Annotated in this window: 20 protein-coding genes; 1 reads left to right on the top strand and 19 read right to left on the bottom strand. The window is 45.7% G+C overall.

Going from position 1 to position 22,953, the window contains the following annotated elements; translation table 11 throughout:
* Positions 1 to 30: 30 nt before the first annotated feature.
* The 8 genes from pknB to gmk are packed head-to-tail and all read right to left on the bottom strand — an operon-like array spanning position 31 to position 9,480.
* A complete protein-coding gene (pknB, locus tag RZ44_RS02360) occupies positions 31 to 2,022 on the bottom strand; it encodes a Stk1 family PASTA domain-containing Ser/Thr kinase (RefSeq protein ID WP_035808053.1) in 1,992 nt (663 codons plus the stop codon).
* On the bottom strand, positions 2,019 to 2,765 hold the full coding sequence (locus RZ44_RS02355; RefSeq protein WP_052108739.1) for a Stp1/IreP family PP2C-type Ser/Thr phosphatase: 747 nt from the start codon (positions 2,763 to 2,765) through the stop codon (positions 2,019 to 2,021). Before RZ44_RS02355 ends, pknB begins: the two co-directional genes overlap by 4 nt.
* A 24-nt stretch (positions 2,766 to 2,789) precedes the next feature.
* Positions 2,790 to 4,091: a 16S rRNA (cytosine(967)-C(5))-methyltransferase RsmB gene (gene rsmB, locus RZ44_RS02350; protein ID WP_035808049.1), complete on the bottom strand. Its 1,302-nt coding sequence runs from the start codon at positions 4,089 to 4,091 to the stop codon at positions 2,790 to 2,792.
* Positions 4,091 to 5,026 (bottom strand): methionyl-tRNA formyltransferase, encoded by a 936-nt coding sequence (gene fmt / locus RZ44_RS02345; protein ID WP_035808047.1) that lies wholly within the window; start codon positions 5,024 to 5,026, stop codon positions 4,091 to 4,093. The genes rsmB and fmt overlap by 1 nt, the downstream gene beginning before the upstream one ends.
* A 10-nt stretch (positions 5,027 to 5,036) precedes the next feature.
* Entirely contained in the window at positions 5,037 to 7,418 is a 2,382-nt protein-coding gene (gene priA, locus RZ44_RS02340; RefSeq protein ID WP_035808043.1) for a primosomal protein N', read from the bottom strand.
* Positions 7,418 to 8,605, bottom strand: coding sequence for a bifunctional phosphopantothenoylcysteine decarboxylase/phosphopantothenate--cysteine ligase CoaBC (gene coaBC / locus RZ44_RS02335; RefSeq protein WP_035808040.1), 1,188 nt, complete (start codon positions 8,603 to 8,605; stop codon positions 7,418 to 7,420). Before coaBC ends, priA begins: the two co-directional genes overlap by 1 nt.
* Before the next feature lie 57 nt (positions 8,606 to 8,662).
* The gene (gene rpoZ / locus RZ44_RS02330; protein WP_035808039.1) at positions 8,663 to 8,857 is read right to left on the bottom strand and encodes a DNA-directed RNA polymerase subunit omega; all 195 of its coding nucleotides are present in this window, start codon (positions 8,855 to 8,857) and stop codon (positions 8,663 to 8,665) included.
* A complete protein-coding gene (gmk, locus tag RZ44_RS02325; protein WP_035808037.1) occupies positions 8,857 to 9,480 on the bottom strand; it encodes a guanylate kinase in 624 nt (207 codons plus the stop codon). Before gmk ends, rpoZ begins: the two co-directional genes overlap by 1 nt.
* Before the next feature lie 130 nt (positions 9,481 to 9,610).
* Here gmk and RZ44_RS02320 point away from each other — a divergent pair, with 130 nt between their 5' ends.
* Positions 9,611 to 11,305, top strand: coding sequence for an Rqc2 family fibronectin-binding protein (locus RZ44_RS02320; protein ID WP_035808036.1), 1,695 nt, complete (start codon positions 9,611 to 9,613; stop codon positions 11,303 to 11,305).
* A 107-nt stretch (positions 11,306 to 11,412) separates the two neighbouring features.
* Here the strand turns inward: RZ44_RS02320 and pyrE are convergent, their stop codons facing one another.
* From pyrE to ileS, 11 genes are all read right to left on the bottom strand, one after another.
* Positions 11,413 to 12,018, bottom strand: a complete 606-nt coding sequence (gene pyrE, locus RZ44_RS02315) for an orotate phosphoribosyltransferase (RefSeq protein WP_035808035.1) — start codon at positions 12,016 to 12,018, stop codon at positions 11,413 to 11,415.
* A gap of 1 nt (position 12,019) precedes the next feature.
* Entirely contained in the window at positions 12,020 to 12,715 is a 696-nt protein-coding gene (pyrF, locus tag RZ44_RS02310) for an orotidine-5'-phosphate decarboxylase (RefSeq protein WP_035808032.1), read from the bottom strand.
* A 21-nt stretch (positions 12,716 to 12,736) separates the two neighbouring features.
* On the bottom strand, positions 12,737 to 13,648 hold the full coding sequence (locus tag RZ44_RS02305) for a dihydroorotate dehydrogenase (protein ID WP_035808030.1): 912 nt from the start codon (positions 13,646 to 13,648) through the stop codon (positions 12,737 to 12,739).
* Entirely contained in the window at positions 13,645 to 14,403 is a 759-nt protein-coding gene (locus RZ44_RS02300) for a dihydroorotate dehydrogenase electron transfer subunit (RefSeq protein ID WP_035808028.1), read from the bottom strand. Before RZ44_RS02300 ends, RZ44_RS02305 begins: the two co-directional genes overlap by 4 nt.
* A gap of 17 nt (positions 14,404 to 14,420) precedes the next feature.
* Positions 14,421 to 15,683 carry a dihydroorotase gene (locus tag RZ44_RS02295; RefSeq protein ID WP_035808026.1) on the bottom strand — a complete coding sequence of 421 codons (1,263 nt, stop codon included), beginning with the start codon at positions 15,681 to 15,683 and terminating at the stop codon, positions 14,421 to 14,423.
* A complete protein-coding gene (locus RZ44_RS02290) occupies positions 15,649 to 16,572 on the bottom strand; it encodes an aspartate carbamoyltransferase catalytic subunit (protein ID WP_052108737.1) in 924 nt (307 codons plus the stop codon). The genes RZ44_RS02295 and RZ44_RS02290 overlap by 35 nt, the downstream gene beginning before the upstream one ends.
* The gene (locus RZ44_RS02285; protein ID WP_407927278.1) at positions 16,573 to 17,880 is read right to left on the bottom strand and encodes a solute carrier family 23 protein; all 1,308 of its coding nucleotides are present in this window, start codon (positions 17,878 to 17,880) and stop codon (positions 16,573 to 16,575) included.
* An 18-nt stretch (positions 17,881 to 17,898) separates the two neighbouring features.
* On the bottom strand, positions 17,899 to 18,420 hold the full coding sequence (gene pyrR / locus RZ44_RS02280; protein ID WP_035808020.1) for a bifunctional pyr operon transcriptional regulator/uracil phosphoribosyltransferase PyrR: 522 nt from the start codon (positions 18,418 to 18,420) through the stop codon (positions 17,899 to 17,901).
* Positions 18,421 to 18,650: 230 nt separating this feature from the next.
* Positions 18,651 to 19,556, bottom strand: coding sequence for an RluA family pseudouridine synthase (locus RZ44_RS02275; protein WP_035808017.1), 906 nt, complete (start codon positions 19,554 to 19,556; stop codon positions 18,651 to 18,653).
* Complete coding sequence (gene lspA, locus RZ44_RS02270; RefSeq protein WP_035808014.1) at positions 19,553 to 20,032, bottom strand: signal peptidase II; 480 nt, start codon at positions 20,030 to 20,032, stop codon at positions 19,553 to 19,555. Before lspA ends, RZ44_RS02275 begins: the two co-directional genes overlap by 4 nt.
* A gap of 3 nt (positions 20,033 to 20,035) precedes the next feature.
* Entirely contained in the window at positions 20,036 to 22,774 is a 2,739-nt protein-coding gene (ileS, locus tag RZ44_RS02265; RefSeq protein WP_035808012.1) for an isoleucine--tRNA ligase, read from the bottom strand.
* Between the last annotated feature and the right edge of the window lie 179 nt (positions 22,775 to 22,953).

The raw sequence follows: 22,953 nt of genomic DNA, 5'->3' as shown, positions 1-22,953 counted from the left end.
ATATATAAACAGCAAAGCCAATGCCAATATTTACTTATTATCTACAGTTTCGCTTATTACTTCTTCTCCGTCAACCTCTACACGGTATTGCCCCGATTCACCTTCCAGGAGAATCAGAGAAATGGTGTGGTTGGTATCTTCGGTGATTTCAATCGTTTCAGCAACCTGTTTGACGTCATTATCCTTATCGCCGATAAAGATTTCCGCTTCCACCGGTTCAGGCTTCTGTTTCTTGTCTTTTTTCTCCTTGTCATCATCTTTAGATGAAGATGATGATGAACTGTCCGTCTCTTTTGGATACGGTATGTTCAGCGAAATCTGGTATGTCGTTTCTCTCGGCGGCTCTTCACCAAGAGATACGATGACGTTAATATGTGAACCCGGCAGGAAGTCCCCGTAACTCGGATCCTGTGACACAATTGCGCCGGCAGGCACTTCACTGCTGTATATTTCATTCGTTACATTGACGATAAAGCCCCGGCTCTCAAGTTCGGCACGGGCCGCTTCAAGCGATGTCCCGGCATAGTTTGTAACCGGGACCGGCTCGGGACCGTCGGATACTGTAAATGTAATTTCAGTTTCATCCGGATAGACCGCCTCACCTGCTGCGACATCCTGATCGATAATCGTACCGGCAGGTATTTCACTGCTGTACTGATTCTCGCTGTCTATTGTAAATCCTGCAGCTTCAAGGTCCGCTTCGACATCTTCATACATTTGATTTGTGTAATCTTCTGTCGTATACGGTTCTTCACCTTTACTCACAAGCATATCCACAGTGCTGCCACGTTCGACCTCGGCACCGGACACCGGTGACGTTTCTATAATACTGCCCTCTTCAAAGCTGTCGTCGTAAATTTCAGAAATATTCCCGGTAACGAGATCTTCCGACAGCAGATATTCCTCAGCTTCTTCAACTGTCATATCCTGCAGGTTCACGAGGCTGACTGTCGGTGACTGTCTCGGCCACAGCAGATAGACGATAACTGCCGCAGCTGTCAGGAGAAACAGCAGGAGGAACACTATCCACGGCCACTTACGCCTTTTTTTCTTTTCTTCACCGGCGGGTGGTTCAGACTGGGGTTCTGCTTTTGGTTTATGCACCGGAACCGGTGCTGCCTGCGCTTTGTTTTCAGGCTCTTCTTTTTTAGGAACCGGTGTCACCTTCGTTTTTTCCTGCTCGTGTTTTTTAGCCGGTACATACGGTTTTGAAACATCTTTATAGTACACGAGCGCCGACAGTACATCATCTGCATGTCTGTATCTGTTCATCGGCTCTTTTTCCGTACATTTCATGACGATATTTTTTAAACCGACTGGAATATCACGGTACTCGGAAATATCCGGAAACGGCTCTGAAATATGTTTCAGTGCTACCGATACAGCTGTTTCAGCTTCATAAGGCAGTTTACCTGTCAGCAGTTCAAACAGCATAACACCAAAAGAGTATATATCGGTACGTTCATCCGTGTTCTGACCTTTCGCCTGTTCCGGTGAAATGTACTGGACGGAACCGATGACCTGATTCGTCTCTGTCATTCGTGTTTCACTCAGTGCTTTTGCAATACCGAAATCGGTTATTTTAACTCTGCCGTCAGCATCGAGCAGAATATTCTGGGGTTTTATATCACGGTGAATAATACCCCGGTCGTGTGCGTGCTCGATACCACGCAGTGTCATCATTGCAATGCTGATGACTTCGTCGATATCAAGCGGACTGTTTTTAACGATATGTTCTTTTAAGTTCGGACCGTGTACCACTTCTGTAACGAGAATATGGTACTCCTCTGTTTCATCCACATCCATCACGCTGACGATATTCGGATGTGACAGCTGGATTGTACTTTCCACTTCACGCTGGAAACGCTGGACTGATTTTTCTTTATGCAGCGGATCCGCCTTAATCATCTTAACGACAACTTCACGGTTCAGAATAATATCCGTCGCCAGATAAACTGAACTCATGCCGCCGCCGAGATACTTCTCTATTTTATAACGTTCGGAAACAACTGTACCGATCACGTGTCTCCACCTGCTTTCAGGTCAGCGAGGACGACACTGATATTATCCCGTGAATTGTTCATTTCTGCAGTTTTTGTCAGTTCCTCCGCTTTTTCCTGAAGCGTCAGTTTCGTGCTGTACATTAAATGATGTATTTCATCGGTTCTGACTGCATCTGTCAGACCGTCAGTTGCGAGGACGATGTAATCATACTGGCGTCCGCGAAGACGGAATACATCCGCCTGAATGACTTTCTCCGTGCCCATCGCCTTTGTAATCAGATTACGTCTCGGATGTGTCAGTGCTTCTTCTTCTGTAATTTCACCGCTCGAGACGAGAACGTTCACGAAAGTATGATCTTCCGTCACCTGCTCGATCTTACGGTTATTCATAACAAACGCACGGGAGTCACCGACATTTAGAACGATAATCGATGACTCGATAACTGCCACAAGTACGAGCGTCGTGCCCATCCCATGATACTCTGGATTTTCTTCCTGGTAATCGTACAGTTCGTGATTTGTTTTCATCACGAGGTCGCGCAAATAGCGTTCCGCTTCGTCCATGTTAAACAGATTATTGCTTTCCCATGCCGCTTTTACTTTATCGTAAACAAATTTACTCGCAACTTCTCCGTATTCGTGACCGCCCATACCATCCGCAATTAAGAGGAGCGGCTGATTTGTCCGGTTGTAAAAATGTCCTGTTAAATCTTCATTTGTATCTCTGTAATTACCGCAAATACTTTTTTCAATTACTTTCAAAATTAACCCTCCTGCTCCGTGGCATTAGCTGTCAGACTTTTTAAATCTCGCAATGAAAAAACCGTCGGTGTGATGTTCATACGGAAGGATTTGTCTGTACGGCCCCGTAAAGTTAAATGCCGGGATACTGAAATTATCAAATTCAATGTCGTCGTGGCGTTTTTTAAACGTGTAGGCAACATTTTCATTTTCCAGCTGATGAATTGTACAGGTAGAGTAAATTAATACCCCGCCCGGTTTCAAATACTTTTTAACATTATCTAAAATTTCAAGCTGCAGTTCAACTAATTCGTTAATGCTGTTTTCATTGCGCTCGTATTTAATTTCAGGTTTGCGCTTTACAACACCGAGTCCGGAGCATGGTGCGTCAACAATAATACGGTCGTACCGGCGATCGTAGTCATATGCTGCTGCGTCCGCAACAAATGCCTCGTAATTAGTATGTTTCAGCCGCGCCGCTTCATTATCAATCAGTGTGATTTTATGTTCGTGCACATCTCCAAGTGAGACGCTGCCACCATCCATCGATTCAAGCGCATGAAGACCTTTGCCTCCCGGTGCACTGCATGCATCGAGAATATCGTCATTATCTTCCGGATCCAGTGCCAGATTGACGAACATTGATGAGACATCCTGTATCGCAAAAAAGCCGTCTTTATAACTGTCGCTGTGCGTAATGTTCTGTCCGTTGAATTCAATCGCGTCCGGATGGAGTGCGGATTCCCTGACATCATATCCTTCGTCCAGCAGCATTTCGATCAAATTGCTGCGGTCGACACGCTTTTTATTGACGCGGAGATACATTTGCGGTTTTTCATTCAGCGATGAAATAATCCGTTCTGTTTCTTCTGTACTGTAATGTTTAAACCAGTGGTTTACTAACCATTTCGGCATACTGTATTTTAACGACAGACGCGCCGCATCATTTTTAATGCCGTCGATATCCGGCCGTTCACCGCGTAAATACGCGCGGAGAATTCCGTTAATCTGTTTACCGGCCTGCAGACCGCCGCGCTCTTTTGCGATTTCAACTGCTTCATTGATCACAGCAAAATCCGGAACGCGGTCAAGATACTCCAGCTGATACACTGAGATAAGCAGCAGGTACCGCTGCCAGCGGCGCAGTTTCGTTTTAATAAACGGTCTGACATAATACTCAAGTGTCAGTTTGTGCTGCAGTGTGCCGTACAGAATTTCAGTCAGAAGACCTTTATCCTGCGGATTCAGTTCTTCAAAACGCAATGCATCGTTTAATACGATATTGCTGTATGCTTTATTATCGATTACTTCTTCATATAATTCCAATGCCAATGCTCTGACTGTCATTAGTTCTCACCCAGTTTCGTGCCGATTAAATCACTGTTGTTATTAATAAAATCGAGCGCATTATTTTTCTTCCTGCCGGCAAGCTGGACTTCGGTAATGTTTACGAGCCCGTCCGCTGCCTGGACAAAGAAGCCGTTGTCACTTTTCCCTGTAATTGTCCCCGGTGTTTTCCCCGGATTCCCTTCAGCGGGTTCAGCTGCAAATATTTTCAGGCGCTTGTCACCGAGTATCGTATGTCCGACCGGCCACGGTGCCAGGCCGCGTATATGATTAAACACTTCCCGTGCCGGTTTGTTAAAGCTGATCACTTCATCGCTCTTTAATATATTCGGACTGAACGTTGCTTCGCTGTCATTTTGCGGTGTACGTCCGTTTGTGCCGTCGATGACAGCCGGCAGTGTATCCATTAACAGTGAGGCACCGATACTGCTCAGTTTGTTGAACAGCGTTCCCGTGTTGTCACTGTCCTCTATTTTAATGCTGCGTGCAGAAACAATATCTCCTGCATCGAGCTTTTTAGCCATGTACATAATCGTTACGCCGGTTTCTTCATCACCGTCAATCAGTGCACGGTGAATCGGTGCACCACCGCGGTGTTTAGGCAGCAGCGAAGCGTGCACGTTCAGCGACCCCAGTGCCGGAATGTTTAAAATTTCTTCCGGCAGAAGCTGTCCGAAAGCCGCTGTAATAATCAGGTCCGGATTTAAGTCCGAAACGATCTTAAACGCTTCTTCCGACTTCATCGTTTCCGGCTGGTACAGTTCTATGCCGAGCAGTTTTGCAGCTGCGGCCACCGGCGGATCCGTCATTACTTTTTTGCGTCCGACAGGACGTGCCGGCTGTGATATCACCAGGTCTACTCCGTACTCTTTATGAAGTTCTTTTAGTATCGGTACCGAAAAATCCGGTGTACCCATAAAGATAATTTTAGTCATATGAAATCTCCTACATAATATATTGTGGATCGACGTCAATTTTTAAAGACAATCCTGTCTTTTTATAAATCTGTGTATACTTTTCATCAAGTGCGTCGAGTACATGTTTCAGTTCAGGTTCCCGTTTGTATTTCAACAGTATCTGGAATCTGTTCTTATTTTTAATCCGCTCAATCGGACTTGGCGACGGCCCGATAATAATACAGCTTTCACTCACATTGTCGACGAGTGTTTTATGAATGTCGGTCGTCGCTTCAAGACAGTCGTGAATCCGTTCTGCCGATACGGTAAACAGTATATGGAAATAATACGGTGAGTATCTCGCGAACTTTCTGAACTGCATTTCCCTGTCGTAAAACTCCGTATAATTGTTCGTCATCGCAAGCGTAATCGCATAATGTTCCGGGTTATATGTCTGAAAAATCACTTCACCGGGCAGCTCATGACGTCCGGCACGGCCGGCCACCTGCGTCAGCAGCTGGAACGTCCGTTCATTCGCCCTGAAGTCCGGCAGATTTAACATCGTATCCGCATTCAGTACGCCAACGAGCGTTACATTCGGATAGTCGAGCCCTTTTGCAATCATCTGCGTTCCGAGCAGTATCGGCACATTGTCGCTTTCAAAACGGCTGAGCAGCTGTTCATGCGCGCCTTTACGCTGTGTTGTATCGACATCCATGCGGATAATATCAACGTTAAAAACATCGCGTAAAATTTCTTCCACTTTTTGTGTACCGGTTCCTCTGAATGTCACGTCAGTTGAACCGCAGTCAGCACACTTACGTGTCACCTGCTCTTCGTAGCTGCAGTAATGACAAAGAAGGCTGCTGTTATTTTTATGATATGTCAGTGAAATATCGCAGTTTGGACACTGCGGCACATGACCGCAGTTCTGACAGATCTGGAAATTCGCAAATCCTCTTCTGTTTAACAGCAGTACGGTCTGTTCGCCTCTGTCAATTCTGTCCTGTATCGCCGCTTCAAGCCTGCGCGATAAAATACCTGAGTTGCCGTCTTTATGTTCATCGCTCATATCGACAATTTCCGCCTTCGGCACCTGCTGCATACCCGGACGGTGCGTCAGTTCGAAGCGCTTGTACACTTCTTTTGAACTCCGTGCGTATGATTCAAGAGATGGTGTCGCAGAACCCAGAACGACCGGACAATGATGATATTCCGATCTGAGTTTCGCGACTTCTGCTGCATGGTACATCGGACGTTCAGATTGTTTGTACGTCGTTTCGTGCTCTTCGTCGATAATAATAATCCCGATATTTTTAAACGGTGCGAATATTGAAGAACGTGCGCCGACGGATACCCGTGCGCGCCCACTCTGGATTTTACGCCATTCATCGTATTTTTCACCATGCGACAGCGCCGAATGCAGCACCGCCACATCGTCGCCGAAACGCGCTTTAAACCTGTTGACCATTTGCGGTGTCAGTGCGATTTCAGGGACGAGCATAATTGCATCCCGGCCGTTGTTCAATGCAGTCTGGATCAGCTGCAGATATACTTCTGTTTTCCCGCTCCCTGTAATACCGTGAAGCAGAAACGTTTCATCTTCTCTGTTGTTAAGTGCATTATTGATGCTGTTAAATGCCGCCGTCTGCTCTCCTGTCAGTTCCTTTTCGTAATCCGCTTCAAACACTGCTGATTCATACGGATCACGTTCGACGATCATATCGAGTTTTTCCACGTAACCTTTTTTCTCCAGTTCCCGGACAAGCGCTTCCGAGTATCCCTGTGCTTTAAGGTCAGCGAGCAGCACCGGCTCATTGCTGTCTTCGATAACATGCAGCGCCTCGTACTGTTTTGGGGCACGTTCCAGCGGTGCTTTATTTAAGTAGAGTGAGCGCACGCCTTTTTGGATTTTTTTACGCGTATGCTGCTTGATCAGAATATCTTCATAAATTTCCCCTGTGTCGATATACGGCATCAGTTTTGCGAGATCACGCGTATGGAGACTTTTCGTTTCCAGTTCACCGTTAACAGCATAACTTTCATAGATAAATTTTGCTTCACCTGATGCTGAATCATCAAGCATCAGGACTTTTTTCGACTTTGTTTTCAACGCCACCGGCAGTATCGTTTCAATAACAGATATATACGGCTCGATGTAATAGTTCGCGAGCTTTTTCGAGAGTTCAACGAGTTCATCTGTCAGCACCGGCTCAACATCCATCACCTTGACAATTTCCTTCACTTTGTCCTCAGGGACACCGGTGTCGTCATGAATACTCATAACGTATGCCTGAACATGTCTTGGACCAAATGGTACGAAGACGCGGTGCCCGACTTTAATAACATCCGTGAGGCGGTCAGGAATTTTATAATCGAACAGCCGGTTAACGTCTTTGCTGTTGACTCCGACGATTACTGCAGCAAACATCAGTCCATCACCTTATTCATCAGTTCATCCGCTATTTTTTCTGCAAGTTCGGTCTTTGCCATTTTTTGAAGCGGCACTTTGCCGCCGTCTTTATAAATAATCGTTACTTCATTATCGTCACTGTTCATGCCGATTGACGTATCCGATACATCGTTCATAATAATTGCGTCAGCCTTTTTTGACTCTAGTTTCCCCTGTGCATATTCTTCAACATTATTTGTTTCTGCGGCAAAGCCGACGACATACATGTCTTCATTGTTATGACCGACATACTTTAATATATCTTCAGTTTCGGTTAATTCGATTGCCGGCACACTGCCTGCCTGCTTTTTAATTTTATGCTCACTTTTATCTTTAACGGTAAAGTCGGACACAGCTGCGGTAAAGATACCGATATCCGCATTCATGTGCTGTTTCACCGCTTCGAACATCTCGGCTGTGGATTCCACGTCGATGCGCGTCACACCCGGTGGTGCCGGCAGATTTGTCGGTCCGCTGACGAGAATAACATCGGCACCGCGTCGTTTAAAACTGTCTGCGATACTGTAACCCATTTTCCCGCTTGAAAAATTGGACAGATATCTGATCGGGTCAAGGCGTTCCCTCGTCGGCCCTGCCGTAACCAGCACGCGTTTATTTGCAAGCGTCTGTTTTACATTCAGCATATCGTTAATTTTCGCCATTATATCAGGCACGGCTGCCAGACGGCCTTTTGCGTTGTATCCGCATGCAAGAAAACCTGTTTCCGAGTCGATAAACTCCACACCCTGGCTGCGCAGTTTATCGATGTTTTCCTGAACGGACGGCTGGTGCAGCATATGAACGTTCATTGCCGGCGCCATTAATACGGGTTTCGTATTGGCAGCGAGCACGTTCAGCAGCATGTTATCGTAGATGCCGTTTGCAAATTTACCGATCGTATTTGCCGTAACCGGAACGACTGCGATAATGTCAGCCCACTCCCCGATATTAATATGTGCAATATGACTTGGATTTTCTTCTAAAAAAGTATTGGTATAGACGTGGTTTCTGCTGATTGCCTGAAAAGCGAGCGGCGTCACGAACTCCAGCGTATTATCCGTCAGGACAACGCGGACCTCATGCCCGGATTGAATGAGTTTACTCGTTAAATCGATTGCTTTATAACTTGCAATTCCCCCTGTAACTCCGAGGACAATATTTGCCAAATTAATCACCTCTTTAAAAAAAGCTGACAATTTCTTGTCAGCCTCATTATATCTCTTTTATTTGTGTACTGTAACTTTGCCTGCTGCAATCTCTTCAAGAGAGTAGCCGACATTTGTTTTCGAACGGTATGAGTCGAGTAATGCACCTTCAGGATTTTCCTGTAACTGTCTTGCGCGCTTAGCCGCCATCGTTACAACAAGGTATTTGGAATCGACATTTTTTTTAAGTTCATGACCAGCTGGGTATAACATTAATTATTTGCCTCCAGTAAAAGTTTTCTTAACTTGTTTTCCACTCGTGAACGTTCGAGGTGGCTCGCTTCAACAATGCACTGAATTTTCTGGCGTGCTGTATCCACATCATCGTTAATTACGACATAATCGTATAAGTTCATTAAGCTGAGTTCGCGTTTCGCTTCTTTAATACGGTGGTTGATCACTTCCTGTGAATCCGTACCGCGGCCGATTAAACGCTCTTCAAGCTGCGCCAGAGTCGGCGGTGCAAGGAAGATAAATAAAGCGTCCGGGAATTTTTCCCTTACCTGTTTTGCACCTTCAACTTCAATTTCCAGAAACACATCGTGCCCGTCTGCAATTGTGTCTTTAACGTAATCTACCGGCGTGCCGTAGTAGTTGCCTACATATTCAGCGTACTCGATAAACTTGTCCTGTGCGATCAGCGCTTCAAATTCCTCGTGCGACTTGAAAAAGTAATCTATGCCATCACGTTCGCCTTCTCGTTTCTGTCTTGTTGTCATAGAAATAGAGTATTTAAAATTCGTCTCCTGGTGGTCGAAAACAGCTTTTCTTACTGTGCCTTTACCGACGCCCGAAGGGCCCGAGAGAACGATGAGCAATCCTTTATCAGATACCATAGAATGTAACCTTTCTAATTTTGATTACTTCTTAATGTACCATAGATTGCATAAAATTTCATCCTTAAACCGGACATTAAATCCCCATTCATGCTAAAATAATATGTAATCATTTTGAGGAGGAAAACCCATGGCTTTTGACGGAAATTTTACACATGCACTGGTAGATGAACTCCAGTTTCTGGTGCGCGGTAAAATAAATAAAATACAGCAGATGGATAATACATCTCTTCTATTTAAAATGCGCGCAGGCGGTAAAAACCATCAGCTGCTTATGAGCAGTCACCCGATGTACGCCCGCTTCCATATCACAGAACAGAAATATGAGTTCCCTTTTGATCCGCCGATGTTTTCACGTATTTTAAGAAAACATATCGAGGGCGGTTTTATTACGTCTATTGAACAGCTCGGCAACGACCGGCAGGTGCACATTCATATCCGTGCAATTAACGATATCGGCGATGATATTGAACGCATACTGATACTTGAAATTATGGGGCGTCATTCGAATATTATTTTAACAGACAGCGAATATAAAATTATCGACGGCATTAAACATTTAACGCCGAACAATAATGTCCGGACAATTATGCCGGGCTTCACATACGAAGGCCCGCCGACAGATAAGAAGCTGAATCCGAGAACCGCAGAACTCGACGAGCTGCCGAAGTTTATCGACTTTAACTCAGGCAGGCTGAAACGCCAGATATTGAAAAACATTGAAGGCTTCAGCCCCGTGTTTATCGACGAGGTGGAATCGCATGTAAAATACTTCAACACGGATAATATCGTACCGGCAATTAAAGAGACGTTTAAAGCGGCTGAGAATATCCAGGCGGTTTATTACGAACGGAAGAAACCTGTATTTTACTTTACGCCGCTGACACATCTCGGCGAACCCGATAAGACGTATGAAACGCTGAGCGGGCTGCTCGATGAGTTTTACCACCGGCGCAACCAGATCAGCGCCATCCGCCAGAAATCGTCGGACTACCTGCAGGTCATCGAGCGTGAGCACGATAAGACTGTACGTAAAATAACGAACCTTGAAGCGGATTTAACAGAAGCGGCGGAAAAAGACAAGTACCAGAAATACGGTGAGCTGATTACAGCTTATATGCACAGCATCGGCAATTATCAGGAATCCGCAGTCGTGATGGATTACTATACAAATGAGGATATAGAAATTCCTCTCGATAAACAGCTCTCGCCTGCAGAAAATGCACAACGCTACTACAATATGTACAATAAGTTGAAAAACCGTGAGAAGCTTGCGGAAGAACAGCTTAGAATTGCACATATGGACGTTGAGTATTACAGTAATCTGCTGCATCAGATGGAAAATATCACGACGGCAGATGAAGTCGAGGAAGTCCGACAGGAATTAATCGAACAGAAGATTATTAAAGAGCGCGGCAGAGGCAAAAAGAAAAAGAAAACACATAAAATTCAGCTGCATGAGTTTGAAACATCGAACGGTCTGCCGGTTTTTGTCGGCAAGAACAATAAACAGAACGACTATTTAACGAACCGGAAAGCACAGAACAACCATCTGTGGCTCCATACGAAAGACATCCCGGGCTCACACGTCGTCATTGCACATAACGCTCCGGACATACCGGAAGAAGACATACTTGAAGCGGCAATGCTTGCCGCATTTCACTCGAAAGCGGGCCAGTCAGCAGGCGTGCCCGTTGACTATACGGAAATCAAACACGTTAAAAATATCCCGGGCACGAAACCCGGCTTCGTAACATACAGTGAACAATCGACGGTACTCGTCGATCCGGACCCTGACAAAGTTAAACAAATGAAAAAGGATTAACGAAAGCGCCGATAATTCGGCGCTTTTTTGTTTCCGGTGCCGGCGGTCACACGCAGTCAATCCACAACAAAAAACCGTCAGACCAATCAGTCTGCCGGTTCCAATTATTATAACCCGTCTCTGAATCGACGTACCTCGTCTGCACCTTTTGCATCCAGTACCTTACGTTTTTCTGCCACTTCAAGCAGCGTATCCAGATCGCACAGCACAGAGTAAGCACACTCGGCTTCCTCAAATTTCTCTTTTGCACCCTCGATGCCGTATGAGAATATTGCAGCAACACCGATGACTTCAGCGCCGTCTGCCCGAAGTGCTTCGACAGCATTCAGACTTGAGCCTCCTGTTGAAATTAAGTCTTCGATAACGACGACCCGTCTGCCATTTACCGAAGCCCCTTCTATCTGCCTTGCAGTACCATGCGCTTTTTTAGAACCGCGCACATACGCTGACGGCTTGTTCAGCCTGTCGGCAATCAGTGTCGCATGGGGAATACCCGCTGTTGCTGTACCGACAATAACATCCGCTTCATCGAATTTTGACAGCTGTTGTGTAAACAGTTCGATTACTTTACGGTGGGCTTCAACATCACCGAGAATCTGTCTGTTATCACAGTAAATCGGTGATTTGATGCCGCTCGCCCACGTAAACGGTTCTTCAGGTGACAGTTTGACCGCATCGATATCCAAAAGTATATGTGCAACTGACGGATACATATTATACACCCTCCCACAGATGTTTAATTTCTTTATACGCTTCTGCCGGATTGCTGCTCTGTGTAATCGGCCGCCCGACGACAATATAATCGGAACCGAGTAATTTCGCTTTGTCCGGTGTCACAACACGGACCTGATCATCGTTATTATTGTCCGGTAAACGGATGCCCGGTGTCACTGTTAAAAAGTGTTCCGAGATTTCATTATGAATCAGTCTGCTTTCAAGCGGTGATGATACTACACCGTCCAGTCCCGCTTTATATGCCAGTTCTGCATAATGAAGCACGCTGTCTGTCAGAGACAGCGGTGTCTGCTGCTCGCGCTGCATCGTCCGTTCATCCATGCTTGTCAGCTGTGTCACCGCAATTATTTTACCATCTGCATTTTCTTTTCTGAAAGCTGCCGCGGCGCGTTTCATCATTTCAAAACCGCCGGATGCGTGAACGTTGACCATATCCACATTAAGTTTGCCGAGTACCGACATTGTACGTTCCACTGTTGTCGGAATGTCGTGTAATTTTAAGTCCAGAAAAACGTCGTGCCCGTATGCTTTAATTACATCGATAATCGCCGGCCCGCTCTGCATATACAGTTCCATGCCGATTTTGACGTACAGTTTTTCATCGAAGCCGGCAAGAAATATTTTAGCCTCTTCGTACGTACTGAAATCCAGTGCAATAATTGGTTTCGCTGTCATCTTAAAATTCCTCCTAATGTGTTAAAGAAACGCCCGACCTTTTATGTCGTGTATGTGATTCAGATTCATATCTTCTGCTCTCACCGCGAGTTCATCGATCAGTTCTTTGCAAATATAAGGGTTCGTAAAATTCATCGTGCCGACTGCCACTGCGTCTGCTCCGACACTGATAAAGTCCAGGACATCGTCCACAGACGCTATACCGCCCATACCGATTATCGGAATGTCCGGCAGTGCCTGTCTTACCTGGTAAACCATGTTCAACGCCACAGGTTTTATCGCCGGGCCGCTTAAGCCCCCGGTTTTATTAGCGAGAATCGGGCGTCCGCTGTTGTCAAGACGCATGCCGATCAGCGTGTTAATCATCGTAATGCCGTCTGCAGCTTTCGCCACACTCTCTGCCATTTCCACTATGTTCGTTACGTTCGGCGACAGTTTCACATATACCGGTTTTTCGCTGACTGCTTTTACTGCCGCTGTTAAACGGTATGCTGTTTGTGGATCGGTACCAAATTGAATACCGCCTTCTTTTACGTTCGGACATGAAATGTTCAGTTCCAATGCGCTGACGTTCGGTGCAGCTGAAATTTTCCTTGCCACCTCAACGTAATCCTCAATTTTAGTACCGGCAACATTGGCAATGACCGGTACGTCAAACTGCTCGAGAAATTTCAGTTCATTGTCAATAATGTGGTCCACACCCGGATTCTGCAGCCCGATTGCGTTCAGCATGCCGCTTGATGTTTCTGCGACACGCGGCGTTTTATTGCCCGGACGCAATTCATCTGTCGCCGCTTTAATCATTACCGCCCCGAGTTCCGACAGGTCATACAGATGTGAAAACTCCTCACCGAAACTAAAGCAACCTGAAGCCGGCATCACAGGGTTTTTCAAATCAAGACCGGGTAAGTGAATTTTTAGTCTGTCCGTCACAGTACAACCGCTCCTTTTTCAAATACGGGACCGTCCGTACAAATTTTAACCTGGCCGCCTGCTGTCGTCTCGCATACACATGCATAACATACTCCAAAACCGCAGCCCATTCTTTCTTCCAGGGAAATGAATCCGTCCATTGGCATCGTTTCATCGAGCACTTTCAGCATCACTTTCGGTCCGCATGCATAAAATTTATCAAATGCCGTACCGGTTGTTTTAATCACATCAGTGACAAATCCCTTCGTGCCGTATGTTCCGTCTGCTGTTGCGACATACGTTTCACCGAGTACCTTAAACGCCGCTTCGTAAAACACGTCTTTTTTACTGTTAAAACCAAGTATATGAGTCGTTTTAACACCTTTAGCATTCAACTGTTTTGACAGTTCATACAACGGCGGTACTCCGATACCTCCTCCGATGATCAGCACATGTTCTCCCGGTTTGGCAGAATCAGTATTATATCCGTTGCCGAGCGGCATCAGCACATCCACTGTATCTCCGGCAGCCGTTTCCGCAAGTTTTTTTGTGCCCGGACCTTCCGCCCTGAATATTATCGTAATTTCATTATTGTTCTGATCAATATTCGATATGGATATCGGACGTCTCAGCATATGTTCTGTCGATTTTGACACTCTCACATGCACAAACTGTCCCGGACGGAGCGTATATTTATCAAGTTCAGTTTTCAGTACAAGTTCATAAATATTATCGGCAATTTCAGCTTTGGATATTGCGGTCGCAAGTTGAAGCATGTCAGCACCCCTGTATTTTACTTATTCTCGTACACTACTTTTCCGTCAACGATTGTCATCGCGATATCGCTTAACAGCGTCTCACCGTGGAACGGCGTATTTTTAGAATTCGATAAAAATTCGTTTTTATCGAGCATATACTCGCGGTTTAAGTCAATCAGTGTAATGTCTGCCGCTCTCCCTGTTTTAAGCGTCCCGCTGTCCAGTTTAAATACTTCACTCGGCTTGACTGTCATCCAGTCGACCAGCTGCTGCAGCGTAAACACCCCTGTTTTAACAAGTTTTGTAAAAATGAGCTGAAATGCATTTTCAATACCGACGATACCGAAAGGTGCCGTTTCAATGCCTGCCGCTTTTTCATCATCCTGATGCGGTGCGTGGTCAGTTGCGATAAAGTCGATTGTGCCGTCAAGCAGCCCTTCAATTAGTGCTCCCCTGTCTTCAGAAGCTCGGAGCGGCGGGTTCATCTTATAGTTTGGATCTTTTTCTGTAATATCGTTCTCATCGAGTACGAGGTGATGAGGCGTCACTTCCGCCGTCACTTTAATACCGGCACGTTTCGCGTCACGGATTACTCTGACGCTCTCTTTCGTTGAAACGTGACATACATGGTAATGACAGTCAGCCGCTTCGGCAAGCAGCACATCCCGTGCAATCTGCGTCGACTCAGTAATTGATGGAATACCTTTTACACCGAGCTTTGCACTCGTTTTCCCTTCGTGTATCGCGCCGCCGTATATCAGTGAATTTTCTTCGGTATGCGCAACAATCGCCATATCGAGTTTTGATGCGCTCTGCATCGCGCGGTACATCATATCCGCACTCTGTACGCCGACACCGTCGTCAGTGAAAGCAAACGCACCTTCTGCTTTTAACTTTTCGAAGTCTACTAGTTCCTCGCCTTTAAGACCCGTGGTTATCGACACGTAAGGCAGTACTTTAATGACAGCATCGCTTTCAATTTTTTCATTTAAATCACGGAGTATTTCCGGTGTATCGATAATCGGATTCGTATTCGGCATCGGACAGATTGTCGTAAATCCGCCGCGCGCCGCTGCTTTCGTACCCGATTTAATCGTTTCTTTATGTTCGAATCCCGGTTCTCTTAAGTGCACATGGACATCGACAAGACCAGGTGTCAGCAACAGCCCTGTACAGTCGATAACTTCACCGTCTCCTGTCAGGTTCTGTCCGACACTTTCAATCTTACCGTTTTTAATATACACATCTGATACCTGCTCTTTGTTATTGAGTAACAGCGTAGCGTTTTTCAAAAGCATTGATGCTCGTCCCCTCTCCGTCCAGTACTGATTCTAAAATACTCATGCGCATAAATACGCCGTTTGTCATCTGCTCAAAGATTACGCTCTTATCGCCTTCTACTGCTTCGTCAGTAATCTCCACACCGCGGTTAATCGGTGCCGGGTGCATGACAAGAGCATGCGGTTTCATCTGATCCATACGTGCTTTGTTCATGCCGTACAATGCATTGTATTCTTCTTTCGGCATTTCGGAGTAAGATTCATGGCGTTCATGCTGTACGCGGAGCAGCATAATAACATCGCATACCTCCACCGCTTCATCGATGCTGATTTGTGAAATCTGAAGTGAATTATCCTGCAGTTCACGAGGTCCCGAGAAGTACACTTCAGCTCCCATTTTAGTCAGTGCCTGCGCATTTGATTTTGCGACACGCGAATGTTTAATGTCTCCGACAATCGCAATTTTCAGTCCGCATATTTGACCGAGATTTTCGTAAATTGTCATCATATCGAGCAGTGACTGTGTCGGGTGTGAACCGCTGCCGTCACCGCCGTTAATGACCGGGATGTTGAGATTTTCGAGTGTTTCATAATACTTATTATCCGGATGTCTGATCACCAGTGCGTCCGCGCCGATTGCTTCAAGCGTTTTACATGTGTCGTACAGTGACTCCCCTTTTGATACCGAGCTTGTCGCCACATCGAACGGCAGGCGCTCAACGTTAAGGTTCTTCTCCGCCATTTCAAAACTCAGCTTTGTTCTCGTAGAGTTCTCATAGAACAGATTCACAACTGTTTTGCCGTTTAATTTCATTACCGGTCTGCCGTGTTTAATATCGATTGCTCTCGTGATTAATGCTTCGATTTCTTTCGGAGTGACATGTTCCATAGATAATAAGTTTTTCATTTAGTTCGTCTCCCTCTCAGGTAAAATTAGATTTAGAATAATTCCCGCTACTGCCGCGAGCGCCATACCTTCCAGATTGAAAGGAATGTTGCCTATTGTGAAGTCTAAATGTGCTTTACCGATCCCGATAACTAATATCACAGATGCGATAACCAGGTTGCGTTTATTATCAAAGTCAATTTTTGCGTCGACCAGCATGCGAAGTCCGCTTGATGCGATGATTCCGAAGAGCAGTATGGACACACCGCCCATCACCGGTGACGGAATGCTCTGCACTACTGCTGTGAACTTGCCGACAAAGCCGAGTATGACAGCGAGTACCCCTGCCCCGCCGATCACCCAGACGCTGAAGATTCTCGTGATTGCGAGTACTCCGATGTTTTCACCGTAAGTTGTCGTCGGCGGCCCCCCGATTGTGCTCGCAAACATCGTTGCGACACCGTCACCGATAATCGAACGGTGAAGTCCGGGTTTCTTAAAGAAGTTGCGCCCGACAATTTTGTTTATAACCATCTGATGTCCGATATGCTCGGAAATTGTAACGAAGACGATTGGCAGCATGACCATAAACAATCCGATATTCATTGCCGGTGTATAGTCCTGATAAGGAATGTAAAGGTCAGGCAGAACAAACCAGCCGGTGTCCCTGATCAATTCAAGGTCAACGATGCCAAACATTAGTGCTGCGATGTAACCGCCAATAATACCGATAAGTATCGGAATCAGGCCGAGCACACCTTTAAGAAAAATTGAGGCAAGTATTGTAATCGTCAGTGTAATCAGTGCAACAGCGATGTATGTCATACTGTAGCCTTCCTGATTTCCGGAGTCCGTATACATGGCCATATCCACTGCAACCGGTGCGAGACCAAGGCCGATTACCATGATGACAGGCCCTACGACTATCGGAGGCAGCAGCCTGATTATCCAACCGGAGCCTGCCAGTCTGATAACGAGCCCGATGAGTACGTATAGCACCCCGCTGAAAAACAATGCTGTCAGCACTTCACCCAGTGTGTTTGCACCGAGTGCGATTGTAATCGGCAGTATAAAAGCAAAGCTTGAGCCGAGATATGCCGGTATCTGGCCTTTTGTTATAAGAATGTAAAGCAGCGTTCCGATTCCGCTTGCTATGAGTGCCGCACTGACCGGCAGCCCCGTCAGGAACGGTACAAGTACTGTCGCACCGAACATTGCAAACAGGTGCTGCGAACTTAGGAGCAGTCCCTGTAAAAACCTCGGTCTTTCGTGTACATCAAGCTCAGGTTCCACGCTGCGCTGAAAAATTTCATCTTCAAACTTTGCCATCATCCAATCCCCTTTTAATTAAAGTATGGTAACACTCGTTTCCCCGTCCACTTCTTCCACTTTCACTGAAACTTTTTCCGCTTTTGATGTTGGAATGTTTTTACCGATATAATCCGGTCTGATCGGCAGCTCTCTGTGTCCTCTGTCAACGAGTATCGCAAGTGAGATTGTCGTCGGTCTCGCCGTGTTGAGTATCGCATCAATCGCTGCTCTTATCGTACGTCCCGTCTGCAGTACATCATCCACTATTACAACGTCTTTATCCGTAAAGTCAGCATTGACCACTACCGAGTTATCCGCTTTAATATCTTCCGGACGGTCATCCCGGAATGCGCTGATATCAATCGTGCCCGTCGGGAGCTTAACCCTTTCTATTTCTTCAATGCGTTCCTGAATGCGGACCGCAAGATGTTCACCTCGTGTTTTAATGCCGAGCAGTACGATGTTTTCGCTGCCTTTATGTTTTTCCAGTATTTCGTGTGACATGCGTGTAATTGCTCTTTTAATCTGAACGCTGTCCATAATTGTTTTTGCCGTCATTTCCAATTCCTCCATTTTTGCATAAAAAAATACTCATGCCAGAAGACATGAGTATATAGTTATCCTATATTTTTGCACAGAGCATCGCCGTAATCTGCCCATTCCGGCCCAGATTACTGTCTTTGTGCAGTTCACGTCTTCTCAGCCTCACAGGACTAAAATTTAAAGACTTCGTATTCATTTGATTGAAATCATCATACCAATCCCGAAGTTTTAAGTCAAGCAGTTATTTATTTTTCAGCCTGACGCATTTCTTCCAGTACATCGGTAAAGTATACAGGCAGTTCTGATTTAAATTCCAGACGCTCGCCTGTTTTAGGGTGTGTAAATCCGAGTGTGCCTGCATGCAGCAGCTGTCCGCCGACATCCAGTGTTTTTCTCGGGCCATATTTCGGATCTCCCGCCAGCGGGTAACCGATATACTTCATGTGTACTCTGATCTGGTGCGTACGGCCAGTTTCAAGAATGCATTCCACAAGCGTAAACTTATCAAAACGCTCAAGTACATTAAAGTGTGTAACCGCTTCTTTGCCATCATCGACAACAGCCATATCCTGACGCTCTTTCGGATTGCGGCCGATCGGTGCTTCAATCGTTCCGAGGTTATGCGGGATAACACCGTGCACAAGTGCTGTGTATTTTCTCGTTACCGATTTTTCAACAAGCTGGTCAACTAAATGACGGTGTGACACGTCGTGTTTTGCAACCATCAGGAGACCTGATGTGTCTTTATCGATTCGGTGAACGATACCCGGACGAAGCTCGCCGTTAATGCCTGACAGGTTATCGAGCTGTGCCATCAGTCCGTTAACGAGCGTACCGGATGCATGTCCTGCCGCAGGGTGAACAACCATGCCGCGTTCTTTGTTAACGACCGCGACGTCGTCGTCTTCATACACAATTTCCAGGTTTAAATTTTCAGGTTCAATATCAGCTTCCACGTTTTCACGTTCAAAGAATTCGATATGGTCACCGTCTTTTACTTTATAGTTCGGTTTAACCGTTTTGCCGTTCACTGTAATGTGACCCGACTTCACGCGGTTTTGTATATCTGTACGGGATGTGTCTGGAACGATGCCTGCAAGTACTGTATCCAGTCTTGTGCCTGCATTTTCTTCAGTTATAGTTACATTCATTTTTCTTCTTTACCTCTTCCCGTTATAAATACTTCGATTAACATTATAATCACGCCGACAGTAAGGGCACTGTCCGCCACATTAAAAATAGGGAAATCATAAGTGATCAGAAGTACGTCTGCAAAATCGACCACTTCCTGAAACAGCAGACGGTCGATAAAATTACCGAGCGCCCCTGATATCAGCAGTGTGATGCCGAGCTGCATTAATAAATTATTCTTCGCTTCCGTCTTATAGAAATACGCTAAAAATATTACTACAAAGACGGTAATGATATAGAAGAACATCATACGTCCTTCAAACATCCCCCATGCGGCACCGCTGTTGCGGTGGGAAGTTATCTTAAAAAACTCCCCGAGAACCGGAATGGACTCTCCAAGTTCCATCCGTGTTGCCACTAAATATTTCGTCAGCTGATCTATTGCAAGAACAATAATTCCAACGACAGCCATAGGCAGTATTCTGTATTGTTTCATCGCTTACTTTGCGTCCACTACTTCACGGCATCTTGGGCAAATGTCATCTTCGCCGTTTACAATTGAATCTGCAGTTGAGTAGTTCCAGCAGCGGTCACAGCGTTCGCCATCAGCGTGTTCAACTTTAACCGTAACTACTTCGTACTCAGTGCCGCCTTCAACGGAATCAGCCACTTCGACCTGAGACACGATGAAGAACTGTTCCAGGTTGCCCCGGATATCATCCAGGTTAAAGTCTAAAGGCTGCGTCAGTGTGACTTTAGCATCTAGAGATTTACCGATTGTCTTCTCATTGCGGGCAGATTCAAGCGCTTTGTAAACATCGTCGCGCACCATCATGAATTTCTGCCATTTGTCGATTAAGGCAGCATCTGTTTCCTCACGCTCAGGGAAATGCTCGAGGTGAACACTTTCCTTCTCAGTGTGCGGTGTGTGCTCATAAATTTCTTCAGCTGTATGAACAAGTACAGGTGCAAGCACTAAGTTTAATTCCTTAAGAATTTTGTACAGTACAGTCTGCAGACTGCGTCTGATCGGTGCATCTTCAGCTTCAATGTACAGAATATCCTTGCCGTAATCGAGGTAGAAGTTAGACAGGTCAACGTTGATAAAGTTCTGAACCGTCTGATACATCGTTACATAGTCATAACGGTCATATGCATCAAGCATAAATGTTTTCAGCTCGTTAAAGCGGTTGTACATATATTTATCGACTTCGTATAAATCTTCGTATGCCACATTGTTTTCTGCAGGATTAAAGTCATTGACGTTACCAAGCAGGAATCTGAAAGTGTTGCGGATCTTACGGTAAACTTCCGATACCTGTTTCAGAATGTCGTCAGATACACGGACATCTTCCTGGAAGTCTGATGACATTACCCACAGGCGGATAATATCTGCACCCATCTGCTGCATAACTTTTGTCGGAAGAATCACGTTGCCGAGAGATTTCGACATCTTCTTGCCCTGACCGTCCATTACGAAACCGTGTGACAGTAATTCTTTATACGGCGAATGGCCTTTTGTTGCAACACTTGTAATCAGTGATGAGTTGAACCATCCGCGGTACTGGTCCGAACCTTCAAAGTAAAGGTCAGCCGGGTATGTTAAGTTCTCTCTGTAGTCAAGTACACCGCGGTGCGTTGAACCTGAATCGAACCATACGTCCATAATGTCTGTTTCTTTAGTGAAGACACCGTTTGGAGCACTTTCATGCGTGAATCCTTCAGGAAGTAAATCTTTCGCGTCCCACTCGAACCAAATGTTGGAGCCGTGCTCTTCAAACAGAGTTGCCACGTGTTCAAGTACGTCAGCATCGATAATTTCCTCACCGTTTTCACCGTAGAAAAACGGTAACGGCACTCCCCAGACGCGCTGGCGAGAAATAACCCAGTCGCCGCGGTTTTTAATCATGTTGTACATGCGTTTACGGTTCCATTCAACCTGGAATTTCGTCTCCATTAACGAGTTCAGAATGTCTTCACGAACCCCTTCAATTGATGCGAACCATTGCGGTGTCGCACGGAAGATTACAGGTTTCTTCGTACGCCAGTCATGCGGGTACGAGTGTGTGTAGAATGACAGCTTTAATAATGCGCCTGCTTCTTTCAGATCTTCTGAAATCACTTTATTTGCATCATCGTAGAATAAGCCTTCGTATTTTCCTGCTTCATCAGTGAAGACACCTTTGTGGTCGACAGGGCTTAATACATCAAGACCGTACTGCTGACCGACTTTAAAGTCATCGTCACCGTGACCCGGTGCTGTGTGAACCACGCCGGTACCCGCTTCAGTCGTTACGTGGTCGCCGAGCACTACAAGGCTCTCACGGTCGAATAACGGGTGTGATGCAGTAATATATTCAAGCTCTGATCCTTTAAACTCTTTCGTGCGTGTAATCTGTTCCTTATCGAATTCGACTTCTTCAGCAAAAGTATCGAGCAGATCTTCAGCTACGATATATTCCTCACCGTCATAGTTAAACTGTACGTAGTTTAAGTTTTTGTGTACAGCGAGTGCAAGGTTTGACGGAATTGTCCACGGTGTTGTTGTCCAGATAACAAAATTTACACCTGCATCAACAGTGTCTTTGCCGTCTTTAACTTTAAATGACACATAAATTGATGGGGATTTTTTATCCTGATACTCAAGTTCCGCTTCAGCAAGTGATGATTCACTTGTCGGTGACCAGTAGATCGGCTTCTTACCTTTGTAAATTAAACCTTTTGATACCATGTCTTTTAACACGCGTACCTGTGAAGCTTCGAATTCAGGCTTGTACGTTAAGTACGGATTATCCCACTCACCGTCGATACCCATGCGTTTAAAACCGTCGCGCTGGATGTCGATCTGAGAATTGGCAAACTCGATACATTTGTTTCTGAATTCTTCGATTGTCATCGACTTGCGGTCAACACCTTTGTTTGTCAGCGCCTGTTCAATCGGCAGACCGTGCGTATCCCAGCCGGGAACGTAAGGTGTGTAGTATCCCTGCATCTGCTTGTTGCGGTTAATAAAATCCTTGATGATTTTGTTCAGTGCGTGCCCCATATGCAGATTACCGTTGGCATACGGCGGGCCGTCGTGAAGCACAAAAGGCGTGTTGCCTTTGTTTAATTCAAGTTTTTTGTTGTACAGGTCGATGTCTTCCCAGTGCTGCTGCATTTTTGGTTCTTTGTTAACTAAACCGCCGCGCATTTTAAATGCTGTTTTCGGCATTAATAGAGTGTCTTTATAGTCCATAATGATTCTCCTTCTTTTAAAATAAAAAGACTCTAAGCATATTAAGGGGCGAATGACCGCGGTACCACCCTTCTTGACTGCTTAGAGTCCACTTTGTTGTTATATTTTTTATAAATCATTAGTGATTTCAAAGCGTTCATCGTCGCCGGGGCTCCCACCGTCCCCCGGTCGCTGCATTC

Origin of the sequence: Jeotgalicoccus saudimassiliensis (assembly GCF_000756715.1) — a bacterium.
Classification (GTDB): Bacteria; Bacillota; Bacilli; order Staphylococcales; family Salinicoccaceae; genus Jeotgalicoccus; species Jeotgalicoccus saudimassiliensis.
The sequence above is the reverse complement of the archived record's forward strand: the minus strand, read 5'-3'. Positions and strand labels throughout refer to the sequence as shown.